Source organism: Gorillibacterium sp. sgz306347, assembly GCF_059735245.1.
The window spans coordinates 1-19,944 of record NZ_JCAPET010000067.1; the positions used below are offsets into that span (position 1 = coordinate 1).

At 52.1% G+C, this 19,944-nt stretch carries 14 protein-coding genes; 9 read left to right on the top strand and 5 right to left on the bottom strand.

The genetic code is table 11. The features are described 5' to 3' along the window. The first annotated feature begins 867 nt into the window (after window positions 1-867). From AC6I6H_RS21235 to AC6I6H_RS21255, 5 genes are all read left to right on the top strand, one after another. A complete protein-coding gene (locus AC6I6H_RS21235) occupies window positions 868-2,217 on the top strand; it encodes an FAD-dependent oxidoreductase (protein ID WP_497956435.1) in 1,350 nt (449 codons plus the stop codon). A gap of 36 nt (window positions 2,218-2,253) precedes the next feature. After that, entirely contained in the window at window positions 2,254-3,546 is a 1,293-nt protein-coding gene (locus tag AC6I6H_RS21240) for a citrate transporter (RefSeq protein WP_497956436.1), read from the top strand. 54 nt (window positions 3,547-3,600) lie between these two features. Further along, complete coding sequence (locus AC6I6H_RS21245) at window positions 3,601-5,745, top strand: hydantoinase/oxoprolinase family protein (protein ID WP_497956437.1); 2,145 nt, start codon at window positions 3,601-3,603, stop codon at window positions 5,743-5,745. 39 nt (window positions 5,746-5,784) lie between these two features. Continuing rightward, a complete protein-coding gene (locus AC6I6H_RS21250; protein WP_497956438.1) occupies window positions 5,785-6,519 on the top strand; it encodes a hypothetical protein in 735 nt (244 codons plus the stop codon). Window positions 6,520-6,585: 66 nt separating this feature from the next. Continuing rightward, window positions 6,586-7,443 (top strand): MurR/RpiR family transcriptional regulator, encoded by an 858-nt coding sequence (locus tag AC6I6H_RS21255; protein ID WP_497956440.1) that lies wholly within the window; start codon window positions 6,586-6,588, stop codon window positions 7,441-7,443. 1,484 nt (window positions 7,444-8,927) lie between these two features. On the opposite strand, the gene AC6I6H_RS21260 is transcribed toward AC6I6H_RS21255, so the two are convergent. Genes AC6I6H_RS21260 through AC6I6H_RS21270 form a run of 3 tightly spaced genes read right to left on the bottom strand, consistent with a single transcriptional unit; the run spans window position 8,928 to window position 12,147 of the window. Continuing rightward, the gene (locus AC6I6H_RS21260) at window positions 8,928-10,109 is read right to left on the bottom strand and encodes a hypothetical protein (RefSeq protein WP_497956441.1); all 1,182 of its coding nucleotides are present in this window, start codon (window positions 10,107-10,109) and stop codon (window positions 8,928-8,930) included. Between the two features lie 14 nt (window positions 10,110-10,123). Then, complete coding sequence (locus AC6I6H_RS21265) at window positions 10,124-10,822, bottom strand: GNAT family N-acetyltransferase (protein ID WP_497956443.1); 699 nt, start codon at window positions 10,820-10,822, stop codon at window positions 10,124-10,126. A gap of 50 nt (window positions 10,823-10,872) precedes the next feature. Beyond that, on the bottom strand, window positions 10,873-12,147 hold the full coding sequence (locus AC6I6H_RS21270) for a helix-turn-helix domain-containing protein (RefSeq protein ID WP_497956445.1): 1,275 nt from the start codon (window positions 12,145-12,147) through the stop codon (window positions 10,873-10,875). Between the two features lie 307 nt (window positions 12,148-12,454). Between AC6I6H_RS21270 and AC6I6H_RS21275 the strand changes: the two genes are divergently transcribed. From AC6I6H_RS21275 to AC6I6H_RS21285, 3 genes are all read left to right on the top strand, one after another. Further along, complete coding sequence (locus tag AC6I6H_RS21275) at window positions 12,455-14,008, top strand: prenyltransferase/squalene oxidase repeat-containing protein (protein ID WP_497956446.1); 1,554 nt, start codon at window positions 12,455-12,457, stop codon at window positions 14,006-14,008. A gap of 176 nt (window positions 14,009-14,184) precedes the next feature. Continuing rightward, window positions 14,185-14,895 (top strand): hypothetical protein, encoded by a 711-nt coding sequence (locus tag AC6I6H_RS21280; RefSeq protein WP_497956447.1) that lies wholly within the window; start codon window positions 14,185-14,187, stop codon window positions 14,893-14,895. A 132-nt stretch (window positions 14,896-15,027) separates the two neighbouring features. Further along, window positions 15,028-15,459 (top strand): hypothetical protein, encoded by a 432-nt coding sequence (locus AC6I6H_RS21285; protein WP_497956448.1) that lies wholly within the window; start codon window positions 15,028-15,030, stop codon window positions 15,457-15,459. Window positions 15,460-15,486: 27 nt separating this feature from the next. Here AC6I6H_RS21285 and AC6I6H_RS21290 read toward each other — a convergent pair whose 3' ends face one another. Next, entirely contained in the window at window positions 15,487-16,965 is a 1,479-nt protein-coding gene (locus AC6I6H_RS21290) for an Lsa family ABC-F type ribosomal protection protein (protein ID WP_497956449.1), read from the bottom strand. 839 nt (window positions 16,966-17,804) lie between these two features. Further along, entirely contained in the window at window positions 17,805-19,295 is a 1,491-nt protein-coding gene (locus tag AC6I6H_RS21295; RefSeq protein ID WP_497956450.1) for a serine hydrolase domain-containing protein, read from the bottom strand. Between the two features lie 242 nt (window positions 19,296-19,537). Here AC6I6H_RS21295 and AC6I6H_RS21300 point away from each other — a divergent pair, with 242 nt between their 5' ends. After that, a complete protein-coding gene (locus AC6I6H_RS21300; RefSeq protein ID WP_497956452.1) occupies window positions 19,538-19,738 on the top strand; it encodes a hypothetical protein in 201 nt (66 codons plus the stop codon). The last annotated feature ends 206 nt before the right edge of the window (window positions 19,739-19,944 follow it).

Below are 19,944 nucleotides of genomic sequence, written 5' to 3' on the forward strand. Positions count from 1 at the left end.
AACCGTTAGCCACCCATGCCCTGGCGGGCACCACAGACTATGACGCTGCGTTATTTTCAGGGTGGAAAATGGAGGGGGCAAGCAAGCAGCAGCTGAGAGCTTGCTTCCCCCTTTTCCGCGTTATTCGCGTAATTTAAACACTTCGGCACTCCCCCCCGGACACGACAACCTCTAATTATTGAGATGAGGAAGGCGTCATATGCCATTCGCATTTCGTGACCCGTTCGTCCTAGGCGCTTTCCCTGTGATTTGCAACCGTTTTGCCTCAGAGCATGAAAAAACTAATATCAAGAGGCGGGTAGAAAGCAGAAGGGGCACGCAGCAACCGGAAGCGGTTGTCCGAAAGCCAGAAAAAACGCCCAACCTGTCAGAAAGGAGCCCCCATATTGCAGAAAGTAGTGTCGAGCCAGCCGAGAGACGCAGTCAGCTAAACGAGGACGCGCGTATAACAGAAAGTGGCGTCGAGCCAGCCGAGAGACGCAGTCAGCTAGAAGAGGACGCGCGAACGGCAGAGAGTGGCGTCGAGCCAGCCGGAGCGTCCAGCCCGCCGGATAGATACTTCGCTCTCTATTCGCAAAGCATGGCGAGTACACGTTAGTAAGTTTCTGTATCTGTTTTTCTTTCGGTATCTCTTCTCTTCCTTCCTCCACGGTTGCTTCTTCCTCCTGTTTTTTCGCCTCTACCTCCCGCACCATTCTCCGACTTTATCCTCTCTCCCAATAGCTAACCCTAACACGCAGTGAAAATTATTTTTAAAATACCCGGATTTTTTGAAAAAAATAAACACAAAGGTTTACAGGCGGTTTTTTATCTGCTAATTTAGATTTAAGACACACGATTCCATTCGCATAAGGAGGGAGCTGCAAAGTGCATTCATTTGATGTAATTGTCATGGGTGGCGGAGTTTCCGGTACGATGGCGGCCGTGGCCGCATCCAAAACCGGCGCGAAGACGCTGATTGTCGAATCCCAGGGGTATTTGGGAGGGACGCTTACCGCAAACGGAGTCGGGCCTATGATGACGTTCCACGCGGGAGAGAAGCAGGCGATCCAGGGCTTTACCGATGAACTGATTGAACGCTTGAAGAAGATCGGCAAGTCGCCGGGCCATATTTTTGATACGGTGGGGTTCACCTACTCGGTCACTCCGTTTGACGCGGAAGCGATGAAGGTAGAGTTAGAGTCTATGGTACTCGAAAGTGGCGGAAAAATCCTCTATCATACCATGCTGGCGGAGGTAAAAACGGCCGATAACCGCATCGAGGAAATTACAGTGTGCAACAAGTCCGGGCTCAGCAAGCTGACCGCCAAAGTTTTTATCGACGCGACGGGTGACGGGGACTTGGCTGTCCGGGCCGGTGCGGAATTCACCAAAGGGCGCGAAAGCGACGGAGCCGCCCAGCCGATGACGCTCAAGATGAAGATGATCAACGTGGACATTCCCAAGGTAAAGGAATACATCCATGCGCATCCGGAGGATTTTCCGCTCTACAAAGGGGACACCTCGATTATCGAAAAAGCGCCGCGGCTCTCGACCGCCGGTTTTGTAAGCCTCTTCAAAGAAGCGAAGGCGAAAGGCGAGATTTCGATTCCGCGTGAAGACATTTTGTTCTTCGAGACCAACACGCCGGGCGAAGTCATCCTGAATACAACCCGGATTCTGGGGCATGACGGAACGGATGCCTGGAGCCTCAGCAGCGCCGAAACGGAAGGCCGCAAGCAGTGCCGCGAGCTGGAGCTGTTTGTGCGGAAATACATTCCCGGTTTTGAAAACGCTATCGTGGAGTCCACCGGCCCGTCCATCGGCGTTCGCGGCTCCCGGCAGATCAAAGGCATCTACACGCTGACGGCGGAAGATCTGATGGCGCAAACCAAGTTTGAGGATACCATTGCCCATTCCGGTTACCCCATTGATATTCATAGTCCGGATGGCGAGGGAACCCAGCACCAGAAGCTGGAATGGGGCGGCATGTACAGCATCCCTTACCGGAGTCTGATCACCCCGCACATCAAAAACGTCATTGTCATCGGGAGATGCTTGTCCGCCACCTTTGAAGCGCAGGCGGCGGTCCGGACCACTCCTACCACAGGCGCCATCGGTCACGCCGGGGGAGTCGCGGCTGCGGAAGCGGCGAAGCACAATCTTGATGTGCAGCAGGTGGATATTTCGAGCGTGCAGCAAATTTTAAAACAGCAAGGCGCATACCTGGAAGTTTGATTTCCCTATTTTAAAAATGCGAAGGGGACTTTTACGATGACTTCACTCATGTGGGTACAAGCGATTGGAATTCTGCTCGTGTTTGTTGTGTTTGTCGGCTTGATGATGACCCGGAAGCTGCCGACGCTTCTGGCCCTGCCTTGCATGGCGATTCTGTTCGCCGTGATTGCCGGGGTGCCATGGACGGCCGCCACAGGAGAGGCGTCGATCAGCGGCACCGTACTGGCCCAAGGCTCGATGCGGCTGTCCACCGCGATTGCCGGGCTGATTTTCGGCGCGTGGTTCGGCCAAATCCTCAATAAAGTAGGCATCACCAAGTCTATCATCCGGAAGGCCGCCGAGCTTGCCGGGGACAAACCGGTTTTGATCGCTCTTCTGTTTTTCGTAACGGCATCGGTCATCTTCTCGGCGGCGGGCGGACTCGGGATGGTTATCCTGGTCGGCACCATCGTCATTCCGATCATGCTGACCGCGGGCATTTCCCAATTTGTCGCCTCCCTCGTCGTTTTGTGCTCCGTAGGGGTCGGCGCTCTGTTCAACGTTTCCAACTGGGCGGTTTATGTGGACGTTTTGGGCCTGCCGGTCTCGACCATCGCCGACTATACCCTGGTGGCGGCCGCTCCGCTTATCGTCATCTGTATGGCCATGATCGTCTTTTACATCCGCCGGGACGGCCGGGGCCGCAAAGCCTGGGCCATGCCGTCGACTCCGAGCGGCGGAGAAGGCAAAAAGGTTCCGACGATTGCTCTGATCAGCCCGCTTGTACCGGTTGTCTTCGTATTTGTCTTTAAGGTGGACATCGTTCCGGCGGTCATCATCGGCGCCATCGCCACTTTGCTGCTTACTTTGCCCAAACGGCCGATTCACATTTTGTCCAGCTCCCTGGTGGAAGGCATTCAGGACGTTGCCGGGGCTTTGGGTCTGATGATCGGCATCGGGATGCTGGTCAATTCCGTTATGGCGCCGCAGGTAACCGCTCTGATCTCGCCTTTGATCGAATCGGTGCTGCCTAACGGACCGCTGATGTTCATTCTGTTCTTCACCATCCTGTCTCCTCTCGCGATCTATCGCGGACCGCTGAACGTATGGGGATTGGGCAGCGGAATCGCCGCCCTGTTTGTCGGCGCCGGGATGACGCCTATCGCCGCGATGCTGGCGCTGCGTGTGGTCAGTAACGTACAGGCCGTATCCGACCCGACCAACTCCCACAACGTTTGGGTGACGGACTTTACAAAAAGCGATATCAACGAAGTGATGAAGAAAACCCTGCCGTGGATTATGGTGGCTGTCCTGATTTCCATGATATGGGGAGCTTTCCTCGTCTATTAAACGGCTTCGTGACTTGTGCGTTTGGCAGAGAGATAAGATAGGAGGGGGATTACCTTGGGTCGAAAAGTAAGAGTCGGCATTGACGTCGGCGGGACGTTTACGGACGCGGCGGTACTGGATAATGACACCTATGAAGTAATTGAAAAGATGAAAATCCCGACCACTCACCATGACGAGGACGGGGTAGCCAAGGGGATTGTGCAGATCCTGCAAACGATCCTGCAAAGCAAAGGGATTGCGCCGGAAGACGTCGCTTTCATCGCCCATGGCACGACGCAGGCGACCAACGCCTTGCTGGAGGGGGACGTAGCGAAGGTCGGCATTATCGGAATGGGCTCCGGGATGGACGGCCTGAGCGCCCGCAGCGAGTCGAACCCCGGCAACATTGAGCTGGCGCCCGGGAAAATGCTGCAAACGTATCATACCTATCTGGATTCCAAGAATCTGAAGGATGAGCAAATTGAACAGGCACTGGATCAGCTGATCAGCCAGGGGGCGGAGGTCATTGTCGCTTCGGAGGCTTACAGCGTCGATGATCCGGCCAACGAATTGCGCGTGGTGGAAGCGGCCAACCGCAGGGGCATCTTCGCTACCGGCGGGCATGAAATCTCCCAGCTGTACGGGCTGCGGACAAGAACAAGAACGGCGGTCATCAACGCCAGTCTTATTCCAAAAATGATGGAAACCGCCAACATGACGGAGAAGTCGGTCAAAAACGCCAACATTGCCGCCCAGCTCATGATCATGCGCTGCGACGGGGGCGTAATGAGCATCGACGAGGTGCGCAAGCGGCCGATTCTGACCATGCTGTCGGGCCTTGCCGCCGGAGTTGCCGGAGCGCTCATGTATGAAAAAATCTCGGACGGCATCTTTTTCGAGGTAGGCGGCACCAGTGTCGACATTTCCGTTATCAAAAACGGGAAGGTCATGATCCAGAACGCCCAGGTCGGCGGACACCGCACCTATCTTCAGTCGCTGGACGTCCGGACGCTCGGGATTGCCGGAGGCAGCATGATTCGGGTAGCCGACCGCAAAATTCAGGATGTCGGCCCCCGCAGCGCCCACATTGCCGGGAAGGCTTACGAGTGCTTTGCCCCTCCGGCCGATCTGAAGGACCCCCAGGTGATTTTCGTCAGCCCGCGGGAAGGTGATCCGCAGGAATATGCCATCGCGAAAAGCGCGGACGGCAAAGAATTTTCCTATACGCTTGCCGGTGCGGCCAATCTGCTCGGTTATGTGCCGGAAGGGGATTATGCCTACGCCGGAATGGAGAGCGCCCGTATCGCCTGGGACGCCCTGGGCGCCTACTTGGGATTTTCCGCGGAAGCGGCGGCGCGGCAGGTCATGGACATCGCCATCGAAAAGGTTATGAAAACCGTTAACGAGATGATTCAGGATTACGAGCTGGACCGCACCTTTGTTACGCTGGTGGGCGGAGGCGGCAGCGGCGCCGTGTTGGTGCCGGCGATGGCCGAGAAAGAGAAAATGAAATGGCAAATCGCCAACAACGCCCCCTATGTCTCGACCATCGGGGTTGCGCTGGCTATGGTGAAAGAGCAAATGGAACGAACGGTCATGAACCCGACAGAGGCGGATATCAAGCGAATCCGCAGCGACATCATGGATAAAATCGTGCAGTCCGGCGCAAGCGAGGAAACGGTTGAGATCACCATCGAAATCGATTCGCAGAAAAACATTTTGCGCGCCATCGCCACCGGCTCCACCGAGCTTCGGTCCAAGGATTTGGGGCAAGCGGCTTTAACCGAGGACGCCATGCGCCAGATCGCCGCAAGCTCCGTGGACGCCTCCGCTGATTCCATGAAGCTTGCCGCCGCGACGGGCAGATGGCATTTGTTCGCCACGGAAGAGATCCGCAAATCCTTTTTTGGCCTCATCAAGAAAAAGAGAACCTCGGTCAGCGTCGTGGACCGGGAGGGCGTGGTCCGCTTCAAGCAAGCCAACGTTCATTATGGCCAGTTTGCCAAAAAGGAACGCAAAACGTCGTTCGACGCTTTCCTGGATGACAATACGATCTACTCCGATGCGAACGCGACCATTCCGAAGGTGTTCCTCTTTTTCCGGGAGAAAATGCTGGATTTGACGGGCATGCAGACCAAGGAGCAATTGCTGTCCATCATCGACATGGAGACGGAAATGCTGGGCGATGACGAAGTCTTGATCGCGGTGGCGTATCAGTAACAGCTGGAATGACAGACAGCAGGGAAGGAGCGGGGGAGTATGGCGAAAGCGGATGCGGCGGTTTGTGAAAATGGAGGATCGGGCACAACGGCGGGAGCTTTGAAATTCGGCGGGCTGGATCTGTCCGATGAGGTGCTGGCTTTTGCCGTATTGAGTCAGGACCCGGTCTTCCGTAAAATCGGCCGGGACCGGTACGGCTATTACCTCTCCCGTTCTCTTGCGATGGGCAGGGAGGCGGCGGCGAAGCAGAAGGGGCCGTCCATTCGGACGCTTCTGGAGCAGGCTGGGGTGCGCTTTGAAATAAAAGGCGCCCCGGCCGGTTCGTTTCGCGTCGCCCTGCGCGCCCAGATCGATTGGACCGGGCGGGAGCCTGTGATCACGGTTTACCGGGCTTCCATGGAGCAGCTTGCCCGCGCCGTAGAGGAGTTTCCCGAAGCCTTCGGGCCGCTTGCGGTGGACGATATGGTAGACATTCATCTCGCGCACGAATACTACCACTTCCTGGAGTATTCGAGCGGACGCTTTACCAATGAGCAGCTGGATTCCGTGGAAAGCATAAAAATCGGTCCTTTTCGCAAAAAAGCGACCGTCCTGCAGGCGAGCGAAATCGCCGCACACGCTTTTTGCAAAGAGAGGATGAACCTGCCTTATCTGCCCAACCTGCTGGATTATCTGTATTTGCTGCAAAACCAAAGCATGAGCGCGGAAGAATTCGAAGGAAACGCAAGGCATTGGCGATCAACATTAAGCGGGAGTGGATTTTATATGGTATAATGAGTCAATCGTTTACAGTGGAAGGACCTTTTCCGGGGGCTTTTCGCAAATGCAGGAGGAAAGAGCATGGCTTCGCAAGTACCGGCGGTTATAGCGAAAATTGTTTCGTTGCAACAAAAATTCACCTACAGTGAAAATCAGATCGGCAACTTTGTTATAAACAATTCCGAATTTATAACCCAGCATACCATAACGGCGATTGCCAATGAGATCGGCGTGTCGGAGACAAGCGTCAATCGCTTCTGTAAAAAGATCGGGTTCAAGGGCTTTAACGATTTTAAAATCGCCATTGCCCAGGATACGTTTTACCGCGAAATGCAAACCCGCAAGAAGGAACGCCGGGAGATCACGCCGATCGACGGGCTGGCCTTGGACTACAACGAGCTCATTGTAAACACATCCGCCATGATCGCCGAGGATGATTTGCGGAGGGTGGCGGACATGCTCAAAAATGCCCGCCGCATTCACATCTTCGGCATCTTCGATTCCTATTTGCCGGCAATGGCGCTCAAAAACAGGCTGGCCCTGGTCGGCCTGTATGCGGAAGCGAGCAGCGACAGCCGCGCCATGAAAATCGCCGCTTCCCAGTGCACGGCGGAAGACGCCGTCGTGGTGTTTACCCGATCCGGTTCGACGCCGGAAATCATTGACGCCGTCTCGACCGCCCAAATGAACCGTGCGCGGACAGCGGCCATCACCTGCTACGACTCTTCGCCCGTTACCGAAGCGGCGGAAACGAACATCATCGTGCCCGACAAAATGTCGGTCAGCAACAGCGCGATGATGTCCAACCACATCACGTTTCTGTTCGTCGTGGACGCCGTGATGAGCTTGCTCATCTCTTCGGACAAGGCGTATCTGAAGAAGAAGCTCGACAGCGAGGGGATCATCTCCAGCCGGATGCCGATCTCCGATTACTATTGAGGAACCGGCACGCGCGAGAGCGCCCGTGCAGCAAAAAACCTTGGATGGCTTTGGGCCATTCAAGGTTTTTTTGTTTGGCCGGCGGCGACCGGTGGGGCCGCCCTAGGGCGATCGAGGCGGCGGGGCGGTGGCCCGGTGGTCCGGCCGGGATGACCGGCAACCGCCGGTGGGACGGCCGGGATGACTGGCAACCGGTGGTGGTCCGGCCGGGATGACTGGCAACCGGTGGTGGGACGGCGGCTGGCTCGAAAGGCCGTTTGGCTGACAGCGGTGGGACGGCGACTGGCTTGGAAGGCCGATTACTGGCTGGCGGCAATGGGAGGGCGGCGCACGGGCGAATTCCCAACAGTCGGCGACGGACAGATAGGCTAGTGTCAGAGGTATGCGCTGCCTGGCCGCCGGCAAATGGACCGATTATTGGCGTTCGGCTGGCTGATAGGCAGGCCCGGCAGGGAATCGCCAGCGGTCGGATCGGCTAACGGTTGCCACAGGGCTTATTTAGGCTAAAATGAGCGTTGGAGAATTTTAACGGTTGCCACAGAGCTTATTTCCATCATTTTGGCCTTCCGGGGCACTTTTTATGGCAAATAAGCTCGCTGGCAACCGTTACATTTAGAAAAGGCCGATTTTGAGGCAAATAGCCGCTGTGGCAACCGTTAGAATTGTGTGCGTGCGAAATGGGTGCAGATCATAGGAGATTTCAAGTTTGCCTACTGAGGTACGGCCCGCCCGAAAGACAAATTTGGTTTAACAAGACACGTTTTTTCAGGATGACATGCGCCAACGCGGGTCCATAGATATCTGTCGCGCTGGGAGCAGGTTTGTGAAAATGCCTCCATAGCCACCATCTACCGAATATTGGTAGGCCGCTTAAGCTAGTTGCCGGTAGATCCGATCGCGGCATGACGTTGGGCGGTTTATGGTGGGGGTTCGATAGGACGTGTCCCGGTGGAAGCGAGTTTTGTGAGAGTGCTTCCCATAGCCACCATTCACCGTATGTTGGTAGGCCGTTACAGCTGGTTACCGGTAGATCCGATCGCGGCATGACGTCAGGTAGTTTATTGCTATTGCGAAGGCGATTTCCCGATAGGATGTGTTGTGTTGGGAGCGGGTTTGTGGTAGTGCACTCATAACTACGGATCGCCGCCGCTCGCTGTCTAACACATTTCGAGTTCTTGGAAGGACCGATCGCCGCATGCTGTCGTGGCGTTTATAGCTGGCCCCCGATAGCACCTGTCACTGCTTGCTGGCCAGACGTACAGGCGGCAATCCCCCGCTACTAGCTACAGCTTGCAGCCCGGCAACAAAACCGGTACACTCCCTGACTACTCATACCACTTAAGCGGTATAAGTACTATAAACGTATAGGCGAGACAAGCGGTGTAAGTAGTATAAATAGGACAAGTGGCATAAGCGTATAGGCGGTATATCTCGCCTATACGCTTATGCCGTTTTTTCGCTTGTACCGCTTATACCGCTTGTACTCAAGCCCGGTCCGCTTTTAGCGCCAGCGGGAAAAAGACGGACGCGCAGTTCGCCTGCCGGAAGCGGGCGATCGCTTTGCGGCTCCAGTCCCGTTCATACTGCGGATGTGCCGACAGGAACAGGCCCTCGAGGTCGCCGAAAGCTACCTGGTAAGGAATGCTTGGGTTGTCCCCGTTTACCTCCAGCTGCGAAATTCTCACGTAGATGCCGCCGGGCAGCGTGATTTTCTCTACACAGTCGGGGAGCCCTTCAAAATTGCTTACCCGGGTGCCGAAGCAAGAGCTGAATTTGCCCTCCCCGCAATCGATCGGAAAGCCGTAATAATCCTGCAAATAATACTTGGCGGCTTCCGTGGCGAACACTTGATATTCCACCTCGAAGTATTTGGGAATGACCGAGGACTGGTCTTCCTCGGGCGCCACCACGCAGCAGGCGATTTTCATCTCCGGCAATGTGACCACTTGAAACCGCACGGAATCAAACCGCTCCGCTTCATTTTGCGGCACCTTGACCGGCTCGTATTTGGTCAGAATATCGCCGGTGTCGTCATAAGTCGTAAAACCGAAGCCGGCTGAATCAAAGACATAAGGGGTGTCCTGCCGAAAAGCGTTCACAAAATACTCATCCGCGTGCATCCGCTCGGCGTAGCCTTCCCGGTCCGCGCGGTTTGTTTCGTTAATCCGCAGCTTCGCGTAGCGAAAGGCGGGGACGGTGACGGTTTCCGTGTACTCCGGCAGATACTCGGGCAAGTCCTCCAGCGCGTCTACCTCGAAGCCGACGATGACCTTGTAATTTCCGTCTCCCTTGACCTCCGTCCGAACGGCATAAATGGTCCGGTCCCGCATCCGATTGCCGACAATCCCGGCCAAGAGCTGGAGGTTTTGTTCGGCGATCAGCTTTTTGGCGAAAAAGGAATCATTCACCACGCAGTTGGCGTGCTCGTGCCCGTAATTGATCCCGTACCCCCGGCTCTCATAGGTAATGGGAAGGGCGTACCCGACCAGCTTCATTTCCTTGCGTTCCACGATGGAACAGAAGGAATTTACTTGCTCGACAAAGCTTTCGTTTGCGACCGGCAAGCGGCTCATCTCCTCGGCTAATTTCAGGATGGCGGGCTTGCCTTTGGGGCTGTAATCTTCGGGGGCCCGCCCGGAAATCGGTTTTTTTGCTGCGGCGTCCATTCTTCAGCACCTCGTTACGGTTGATTTTTTTCTCTCGCGTGCAGGGCGGCCCATGTTTCCCTGCCGATGACCATTTTGCAGCCGATAAAACGGATCGGATTCCCTATTTCGTCATTGGCAAAGGAAGCCTCGCGGGTCTCCGCGACCTCCATGCCAAGCTGAACCAGCGGCCGGATTTGGGCCTCGCATTCCAGCGGGTTGCCCGCATAGACTCCGTCGACGCCCAGCTTTTCAAAAGCGTACTGCATCATCAGCCCGATTCCCTCGGTGTCCAGTCCGCCCTCCTGATAGCGGGTGTGCCAAACATGGCCGAGATCGAGCCAATTGGTTTCGTCGACGGTGTTAAACGCGATGAACCCGATCAGCCGGTAATCCGGTTTGACGCAAACCGCCCACATGGTTTCCTGGCCGGCGAACCACTCGGCGGCCTCCCGGCAGGCTTCCGCCTCCGTCGGCCACGGGTGATCGAAGTTTTTCATCTCCGACCGCTCCCGGTCGACGGCAAGCGCCTGCACCGCCAGGGCATCGTCCGGGTAAAAGCGGCGGATGATCAGCCGCCGGGTTTCGAACAAAACCGGCTTCCGCTCCGCATCCCGATGGACAACCGCCTGCGCTTCGCCCAGGTCCCGGACCAGGCGGATGATGTCCGGCAGCGTTTTGGGCGAGTAGTCCCGGAGTGTTTCCTCTACAATCAGCCGTTTTAACGCGTGCAATCTGCTCCCTCCTTTTATTCCCAGTGTAGCGGCACAAAAAGGACCTTGTATTATTCGTTTTTAACAGGCTTGAGCTTGGCCATGGTTTTCGCCTTGACCCGCTCCGGCTCGTAACGTCCGTCCGTTTCGTAAAGGGTGAAGAGGGGGCTGCCGTCTGTCTCAAATCCGCTTTCGCCGATCCAGGAGAGCAACCGGGCTTCCTGCCGGCTGCTGTCTCCGCTGCAGTCGCTCTCGAGCACGGCGTATTCGCCTGCCGCAAGCCGCAGCAGCTCAAGGCCGCAGCCGGGCGGGAGCGCAAGGCTATTACTATCAAACCGGACTCCGCAAACGAACGCCTCTTCCCGGTGTTCTACATAAAACTCCCGAATCTCTCCGATGCTGCCGGGAAAGCGCCGGGAAAGAAAGTCCAGCACCGCGCGGGAGGCGCGTTCTTCGGCCAGCGCACCCTGCCGGCGCGAGACCAGATACTGCCGCTCCGCTAAGCACATCAAACGGATCCGTTCCGAATCCGGACGTTTCGCCACGGGGAGATGCAGCGCCAGCTTTTGCACCGCACCGTTTCGCAGGAAGTATTCTTCAAAAAGAGGCTCCTCGTCCTGCGCGAACATGCTGGCCCCGAGCCACTGGTTATAGAGATAATTCCAGGCGGCGGCGATGGCGGGCTCGTCGTTTTTGACGGCGGTTTTGGCTATCGTCAGGATTCTTTCCGGCCATATGCAGATATCCCGGCACCCGCCGGCTCTCAGCTTGGCCAGCGTTTGGGGGTCATAAGGAAGAAACAGCTCATAGCAAAACCGGCCGTCCGCTGCCGGCTCGGCATTCCGGCCGAAGAGCCTTCCCGTATACCCGGGCAGGAGAGAGAGGACGGCTTGCAGCGCCTGCGGCTCGATGCCCGACAGTCGAGAATGATAGTAACTGAGCCGAATGGTTTTCGGTATGGCCTCGGCGGCTACGGTTACCTGCCGGACCGCCTCGCCTTTGTAGGGGGGAAAGTGAAAGTGGCAATCGCCGTTTTTGTATTCGAGAGGCGTCCGTCCGGTGGCCGCTTTCACGTATTTGCACAAAGCCTGCTGCGAGCTGTACCCGCAGGAGTAGGCGATTTCCGCGAGCGGGGCGTCCGAAAACTTGAGCCGGTGCAGCGCTTGGGACAGCCGTCTTTTGCGGATGTATTCTTTCACCGAATGGCCGGTACAGGCATAAAAATCGCGGTACAGCTGCATGACCGAAACAAACCCGGCCCGCGCCGCGGCGTCCATGTCGATTTTCTCGTGCAAACGGTCTTCTATGTATTGGATGGATTGGTCAAAGCCCGTCCGGGTGGCCAACGGATGCCCCTCCTTTAATAACGGCCGGAATCTTGTATCTTAACTCATTTGACACCTATCCACAAAACTCCTACTGAAGGTCGGGTGGTTATGCATGAGTATTTGACGATGAAACAGAAAAAAGGAAATAAATGGTAAATACAGCATAAAAATAAGTCACATAATTATCTTATTTCTCCTTTACACAGTAGTAATGAAGCATAATCCTAAAAAATATTGACAAGATAAACCAAAATGTGTTATAAAAGGTATATAAAATACATTATGAAATAAAATAATTTTAAATTTCATAAAAGGGATATATAGGATGATAAAGAATATTATAGTAATTGTAATCGTGATTATAACGACTTCATGTAGCAATCTTAGGGATTCTACCATTCAACCATTTGACAGCGAAGGCACGCTAGATTATCTCAAAAAAACTATTAATTTTGATGGAGGAGTAATTAAGCCGCTACCAAAAAAAGATTTTGATATTTATACTACATACTATATTTTGGAGATTTATGACTTGATAGGTTTGAAGTCCAAGAATGACTTTCTCAGTGAACTTCGTAAGTACATTAACGAAAATCAGGAGAATGTTTTATTTAATGACGACAGAGCGGAGAATATTAGTTCAATTTATTGGTTTATAGAACTAGCAACGAATAATAAGTGGAAATTGACAAAGAAGGAAGAAAGAAAAATTATTAACTATTTGAAAAAATTTGAACTCGATAATGGAAATTATGTATTTTTTAGAAATTACAAAGAGAAAGACAAAAATGAACTTCAATTAAATACACTTTTACCTACATTTATGGCTATTAAAATTCGCATAAATATAGAACAAGAACTTCCTTCGAAAACAATAGAGAAGCTGCAAAAGTGGACAATACAACAAATTGAACTACTTTTGGATGAAGAAATTGATTTCCAAAAAGCAGGTCATTTGTTACTCCTCTTAAATATATCTAGTATGTTAAATTTGAACATTGATTATCTTATGTCAGAAATAAAGTCAAAGGTTGATATTCTAATCAACAAGGTGAATGAAGGTCAGGAATTAACTCTTTTGGAAATAGATCCAATATTTGAACTGAGTAATCTTATGGATACAAAAGTAAGTATCGGTAAGGAGAATTTAATGATAAGGATTACTGAGTTGCAACATAACAATGGGGGCTTTGGTATTTCTAAATACGACGATGTTAATGTCTTGCCAACTTATATAGCAATCAAGTTTATAACAAAAATGAATTACAAAATTCCGAAACAAGATAAGCTTATTCGTTTGATTGAACAAAGTAATGTCGGGTGCGGATATGCGATGTTATTAGAGAGAGATTCTAACATAGTAGCAACTTATTTGGCTGATGAGTTAAATAGAATGTTGATTAATCAAAACTTAGTTGATACAAAATATTTACAAAATGCACTTTCTCACAACTTAAATAGTGAGGAAAGGTACTTTTTGCTAAAATTACTTTTGTTGCATAAAAATCTCAATGAAAAATCAAAAATAATTTTTATCGAAGAATCTAATAAAAGAATACAGTCGACTGTTACTTCTGGTAACCCAAATATTGTAGAACTAACATTTGAATTACAAATTCAGAAGTTGATTAATAATAAACATGAATACATTAATAGAAATAAAATCTTCGAATTTGTGAGTGGCATTAAAGATCCGAATTTTATTGAAAACTGCTACAGAATTCGAGTGCTAAAACTTTTAGGTTTTGATGATTATAAAAGTATAGAAGATAGTATAAAGGATGAATTTGCTGAATATATCGAAACAAAAGATCCAGATATTAGGGTTATAAGTTTGGTTTATTCAACGTTAAAGGGGTGGTTAATGATGATATTGTAAAAAGAATACGGCAAATACTGATATCTAATTTAGATCATAATGGTTTGGTTAATAACAACAGTGCTGGCGATGTTTCTTTCTTAGGTTCGATGCTACTTTTTGCTTTAGACAATCAGATGCGTATTGACCTATATTAACCTGTTTAATCTTGATTACTTTTAGAAAGAGGGAAAAAAATGAGAAAATTCATTATTCTAGTTATTTTCTTAACTGCAACAAATTTTTTATTACAGTCAGCGAGTGCAAATAAAGAAGTGGAAGATGTAAAAATAATAAAAGAAGAAAAGATAAAAATAGGGGAAGAAGAAGCTACTTTGACTACTATTGAAGATAAGGGGGTTATTCTACACACTTTTAGTGGAAATGTTCAAAATAAGAAAGCTTTTGAGGATTATATATCACAAAAAAATCTAGATGTATCCATATCAAGTACTCGATATAGCGAAGTTTGTAAACCTGTTAATGTAGGTGCAAACACTGGTCCCAACAATAATGCTTATCATAACACTACAGCTACTCTCTGTTCTTGGTTAGAAAATCATGCACTTTTCGTAGGAAACGCTAAAGGGGCGGAGGCAGGATTAACAAAAACTCGATGGTACGGAACTTCACCAATGTATGCAGATACCATTGTTGTAAGCCAGCAAACCTCTTTTAGTGGTTGGGCTTTCAATATTTCCTACCCTCCAGAACTTGAACCAAACGGGTCCACTATTTCTTGGACCTCCCAGCCGAGGAACAATGTATGGCAGGTCGATGCCGAAAGACCAAAAATAACTGCAAGTTCAGGCCAATTCGGTTCGGTTGATTCTGTAAGTATTAGAGATTCCTCAGAGATATATGTTGGTAACAATATATATCGTCCTACTGTTGAACAAAGCTGGTAACCAGTGACAAGAAAATAAAGCTTTTGTTAAGAAAAGTAACGGCAATTTTGCCGTTACTTTTTAAATATGTGAATATAAAAGGATATATTTGGATAGGATTTAGAACCGATAATATTTATAAGAGGTGAAGGGATGAAAAAAATTATTATCCTTTGTATGGTGGTAGTAATGGTATCAGCATGTTCATATAAAACCCAGAACAAAAATCCAAAAATTGTTAGTAGTATAATTTCAATCGGACCATTCGATCCTAGGCAAACTGGATTAGAACAACAAAGAATAACTTATGAAATTAAAATTGAAAATCCACAAAAAATACACATAGTTGAAAAGCAAGTTAACATAAAATTGGCTGAACTAATAAGTGAAAATCTTGTCTTTGACAAACTAAAACAAACCATAAATTATGATAACCAGAGCAATATAATGATTATTGGTGAAATAGTATTTGATGCAAGTCAACTAACAAAACAACAACTTTCACCCATCAACCCTATTCAGGAAATTTCCTTTAAAGGTGATGACAACATAAATTATGTTATACCTATTCATAAAGAGCAGTAGTAAGTTATTGATAGAATGAGATGATTTTCATAGCTCCACCGTTTTCGTCGCGATGGCGTCGCAAAACGCCTGGTCATGCTCAACGAACAGCAGCGTCGGCTGATGCTCCAGCAGCAGCTCCTCGATTTGCATCCGCGAAAACACGTCGATGAAATTCAGCGGTTCGTCCCAGATGTGGAGATGGGCTTTTTCGCACAGGCTTTTGGCGAGCAGCACCTTTTTCTTCTGGCCGCCGCTGTAGGAGGAGATGTCTTTTTCAAACTGAACCCGGGCAAAATCCAGCTTCCGCAAAATCGCCTTGAACAGGCTTTCGTCAATGTCATGCTCGCGCGCGAAATCGGTCAGGTCGCCCTGCAGATGAGAAGTGTCCTGCGAGACGTAGGAGATTTTCAACTGGCTTCCGATGCGGACCGTGCCCGTGTGCGGAACATCTTCCCCCAGGATCAGCTTCAAGATGCTGGATTTGCCTGAACCGTTCCGGCCTGCAAGCGCGATGCGTTCGCCCTGCCCAATGGAAAACCGGATGTCGGAGCAGACCGTTTTGTCCCCGTAATAAACCGACACGTCCTCCAGCTCGGCAAGCTGCTGCCGGTGGTAGGGAAGCTGCGAGATTTTGAGGCTATCGGCGGTTTCGATGTTTTTGAGCAGCCTGGACTTCTCCTCCAGTGCGGTTTGCTGGCGCTGCTCGATGGACTTCGAGCGCTTCATCATTTTCGCCGCCTTGTGGCCGACATACCCCTTGTCCACCTTGGAGCCGTGGTGCAGCGTGCCGTTCTTCGTCTTTTCCACCTCGTGCGACCACTGATTCGTCCGCTTGGCCGCTTCGGCGAGGCGTTTGACGTCTTTTTTCAGCTTCTCGTTCTCCGCCAGCTCGAAATGGTCCTGCCGCCGCTTGTTTTCCCACCAGTCGGAAAAGGTGCCCTTTTGAATCTCGATGTTGGTCTTGTTGATGGACAGGACGTGGTCGATGCAGTGGTCCAGAAACGCCCGGTCGTGGGAGACGAGAATAAAGCCTTTTTTGCTGCGGAGGTAGTCGCTGACCTGCCGGCGCCCCTCCAGATCCAGGTGGTTGGTCGGTTCGTCGATGAGCAGAAACCGGTCCTCCTTCAGAAAAAGAGCAGCCAGCAGCACCTTCGTCTGCTCGCCGTTGGACAAGGACCCGAAAGGCCGGTACAGGGCGTCCTCGGTAACGTGAAGCAGGTTCAGCTCCCGCATCAGCTCCCAATGCACATAGTCCGGGTAAATCCCTTCGATCACGGAAAGCGTGTCGGTTTCCTTGTCCTCAACGGGGTAGGGGAAATACGCAAAATCCGCGCCCGCGGAAATGGTGCCGCTGTATTCGTATTTGCCGAGCAGGAGGTGGAGAAAGGTCGTTTTGCCGCGCCCGTTCCGCCCCGTAAACCCGAGCTTCCAGTCCGTATCGATCTGAAAACTGACGTTTTCGAAAATGTTGTCATAAGAGCCCTCGTGGGCAAAGGTCAAGTTCATCACGTTGATCAAAGCCATCTGTGCTTCGCCTCCTCCGGAAAATGAAAAAGCCGCAGAAAAGGTTCTTTTCTGCAGCCTCAAAAGAGATGCGCCCGGCCCTCCCGTACGGGATCGGCGGGGACATGTTCGGTTGAGCGGAAAAGAAAAGCAACCTTCTTGCCGATAAAAGCATGCGAAAAAAGCACCGCATTGTTTTTACTGGGTCAGCAAGAGCGATTACTTCATCTTTTCCCCTCCGTCCGTTGGAAATTCCGGCCTTGTCTCGGCGTTCGTTAGCTCCAGTGTAGCAAAAAGCTTGCGGGCAAGCGAGGGGAGAGAATGGGTATGAGGCATTTTTTCCGGGTGCAGATGCAGCAGCTCGGTCCGTAGATCCGATTCCAAACTATGAACGGAGGTGAAAAGGCTTCAGGGGAAAACTAACTATGATGATACTAAACATGATGCGAGTCCCGAAAGAGAAAAGTGACCATTCGACTGTTGCCGCTTCCCACCCGGGAGCTTTCGCGATCGGGTTTGAATGATGCTGGGCGTGAGCCGGAAGTGGCTGCCCAAATTCTAACGGTTGCCACAGCGCTTATTTGCCTGAAAAAGCGCGGTTTTGATTTCTAATGGTTGTATCCGAGCTTATTTGCCTAAAAACAACCGGAAATGGGTGTTCCCATGCCAAATAAGCTCCGTGGCAACCGTTAGATTTTGAAAAGGAGCGAATTCGGCAAAATAAGCTCGCTGGCAACCGTTAGAGCGACAAGCAAGCTGGAAATGGAAGCTTCAAAACATAAAACACGGAGGCCCTCGCCGTACGCGACGTGAAAGCCTCCGTATTTTTGTGAGAAACGCTGTTGTTAGAAACGCTGCGTTTATCGGTTGGTTTCATGGGCGGCCCTGCCCGTTTTTTGCTTGCGCAGCAGCAGCCCGCCCTTGGCGGCGCCCAAAATGACGAGCAGCACGCAGAGTCCGTAAGCCGCATGGCCGAGGCCGGGGAGGAACAGGAACACAATGGACCACGGCGCCTGGATCAGGTGCGGAAGCACAAATAGCAGCAGCCCGGGGAGCAAAAGGTGAAGCAGCAGGATGCTTGCCGCGCCCAGCCACAGACGCCGTTTGGCCGCTTTTGGGGTTGGGGAAGGCTTCCGAAGCCGGAGTGTAGACCAGACCGTCAGCAGGGCGAGTGCCAGCATGAACACGGCTGCGACCCAGTGGGTAAGCCGGCTGTCCGGCAGGGTTTCCGCCGAACGGGCTTCGCCGTGCAGGATGCCGTTGAGGCCCGCCGCGATTTCGTCGTAGGAGACGAGGCAGTCGTTCGCGTTAATCAGCAGCACCATGCCGTAATCGCCTTCCATCGCCAGTAAAGAATACGTATTCTCGGTCGTCCCGTTATGAAACACAACGTTCCCGTTTACCGCCCATCCCATGCCGTAAGACGCGCCATCGCCCATGGGAACGGCCGGGGCATGCATTTGCCGGACGCCTTCAGCCGAAAGCACGCTCCGGTTTCCGTAACGGCCGCCGTTCAACTGGGCCAGCAGGTAATGGGTCATGTCCTCGGCGCTTGCGATCAGATAACCGGACGGCACCGTGCCGGAATGGTCCGGCTGCTTCGTCGGCGTCATAACCCCGAATACGGGCGTGTAGCCGGCGGCAAGCCCGTGTTGCTTAGGGTCGTTGGACGAAGCAAAGCTGCGGGTCATGGCAAGCGGTGAAAAAATGTGTTCGTTCACGTAGGACGCATAGGACTGCCCCGAAACGGCTTCAATGATACCGCCGAGGATGTTGTAGTTCAGGTTGGAATAGGCAAACGCTTCGCCCGCCGGCCGTTCCGGCGACACCGCCGCCAGCCGCTTGAGGTGATCGGCTATGGAATGGCCGCCTTTTACAATCGCTTCCCGACCATCGTAGGTGGAGAGGCCGCTGGTCTGGTGAAGCAGCTGCCGGACCGTGATGCGGGAAGCCGCCTGCTCGTCCGCCAGCCGGAAGCCGGGCAGGTAGTCGCGGACGGGCGCGTCGAGCCGGAGCTTTCCCTGCTCGGCAAGCTGCATGATGGCAAGGGCCGTCACGGATTTGCTGGTCGAGCCGAGGACAAACGGCGTCTGCGGCGTAACCGGATCGCCTTCCGGGTTTGCTTTGCCGTAGCCTTTCAGATAGACGGTTTCGCCGCCCTGCACAATGCCAAGGGCCGCGCCGGGAATGTTCATTTTTTTCATTGCGGCGTGCAGGTACGCGTCGATTTTTTCGGGGGCGACGGTATTGGGTTCCGTGGTTGCGGGGGTTGCCGAAGCGGGAGCTTCGGCGTTAAGCGCTCCGGCCAGAAGTGCGGCGGCAAACGCAAGACAGATAAATCGGCTTTTCATGGCGGTCTCCTTGTCCGGTTCCTTCCCCGGTTCTCTTATAACGAGACGGGAACCGTCGGAAGGAGGCGAATGATTGTCTCCCGTCACTATAACCGCTGCAAGGAGTAGGAGCCATGGCGTTGCCTTGCGTTTTCCTTACACTTTTGTAAGCCGGGGGGAGCGAAAAGAACCGGGGTAAAACGCGCGAAGCCAATCGTCCAACGGAACGCCGGGCAAGCGGGTGCAGGTGTAGGGTGCGCGCAATGCCAAACGATCAACCGGACGGTAAAGCAATGCGCAGAATCAACCGGGAGGCGAAACGGCGGACGGCGCACGGCGCGCGGACTTCTCCGCGCCTGGCTTGTCGAGAAACCCAGTTCATTTTCGTGACCATGGGTGTTCTGTTTGTCATCGTTGTAAAGGGGAAAAGCGAGGGGGCTAATTATTCCGTTTACAGCCGGTGATTCTGTTGGGACGCCATCTTCTTCATTTTTGTACGGCTCCCGTCATCAGTGCCTACCCGTCTGTCTCGTTTACCCTCAATCTATCTGCTTTCTTGGCTGAGAATCACAATTGGCGGGCACAAGCCAACGAAGTTCAGGAAATAAGGCAAATAGCTGCACAGTGCTCTTCTGTCAAGAAAGTGGACACCTCTAAGTTACACGACCTG

Coding starts and splice junctions, on each gene's coding strand:
- AC6I6H_RS21240 (WP_497956436.1), top strand. CDS start 2,254: ATGACTTCACTCATGTGGGTACAAGCGATTGGAATTCTGCTCGTGTTT.
- AC6I6H_RS21250 (WP_497956438.1), top strand. CDS start 5,785: ATGGCGAAAGCGGATGCGGCGGTTTGTGAAAATGGAGGATCGGGCACA.
- AC6I6H_RS21255 (WP_497956440.1), top strand. CDS start 6,586: ATGGCTTCGCAAGTACCGGCGGTTATAGCGAAAATTGTTTCGTTGCAA.
- AC6I6H_RS21260 (WP_497956441.1), bottom strand. CDS start 10,109: ATGGACGCCGCAGCAAAAAAACCGATTTCCGGGCGGGCCCCCGAAGAT.
- AC6I6H_RS21275 (WP_497956446.1), top strand. CDS start 12,455: ATGATAAAGAATATTATAGTAATTGTAATCGTGATTATAACGACTTCA.
- AC6I6H_RS21280 (WP_497956447.1), top strand. CDS start 14,185: ATGAGAAAATTCATTATTCTAGTTATTTTCTTAACTGCAACAAATTTT.
- AC6I6H_RS21285 (WP_497956448.1), top strand. CDS start 15,028: ATGAAAAAAATTATTATCCTTTGTATGGTGGTAGTAATGGTATCAGCA.
- AC6I6H_RS21290 (WP_497956449.1), bottom strand. CDS start 16,965: ATGGCTTTGATCAACGTGATGAACTTGACCTTTGCCCACGAGGGCTCT.
- AC6I6H_RS21295 (WP_497956450.1), bottom strand. CDS start 19,295: ATGAAAAGCCGATTTATCTGTCTTGCGTTTGCCGCCGCACTTCTGGCC.
- AC6I6H_RS21300 (WP_497956452.1), top strand. CDS start 19,538: ATGCCAAACGATCAACCGGACGGTAAAGCAATGCGCAGAATCAACCGG.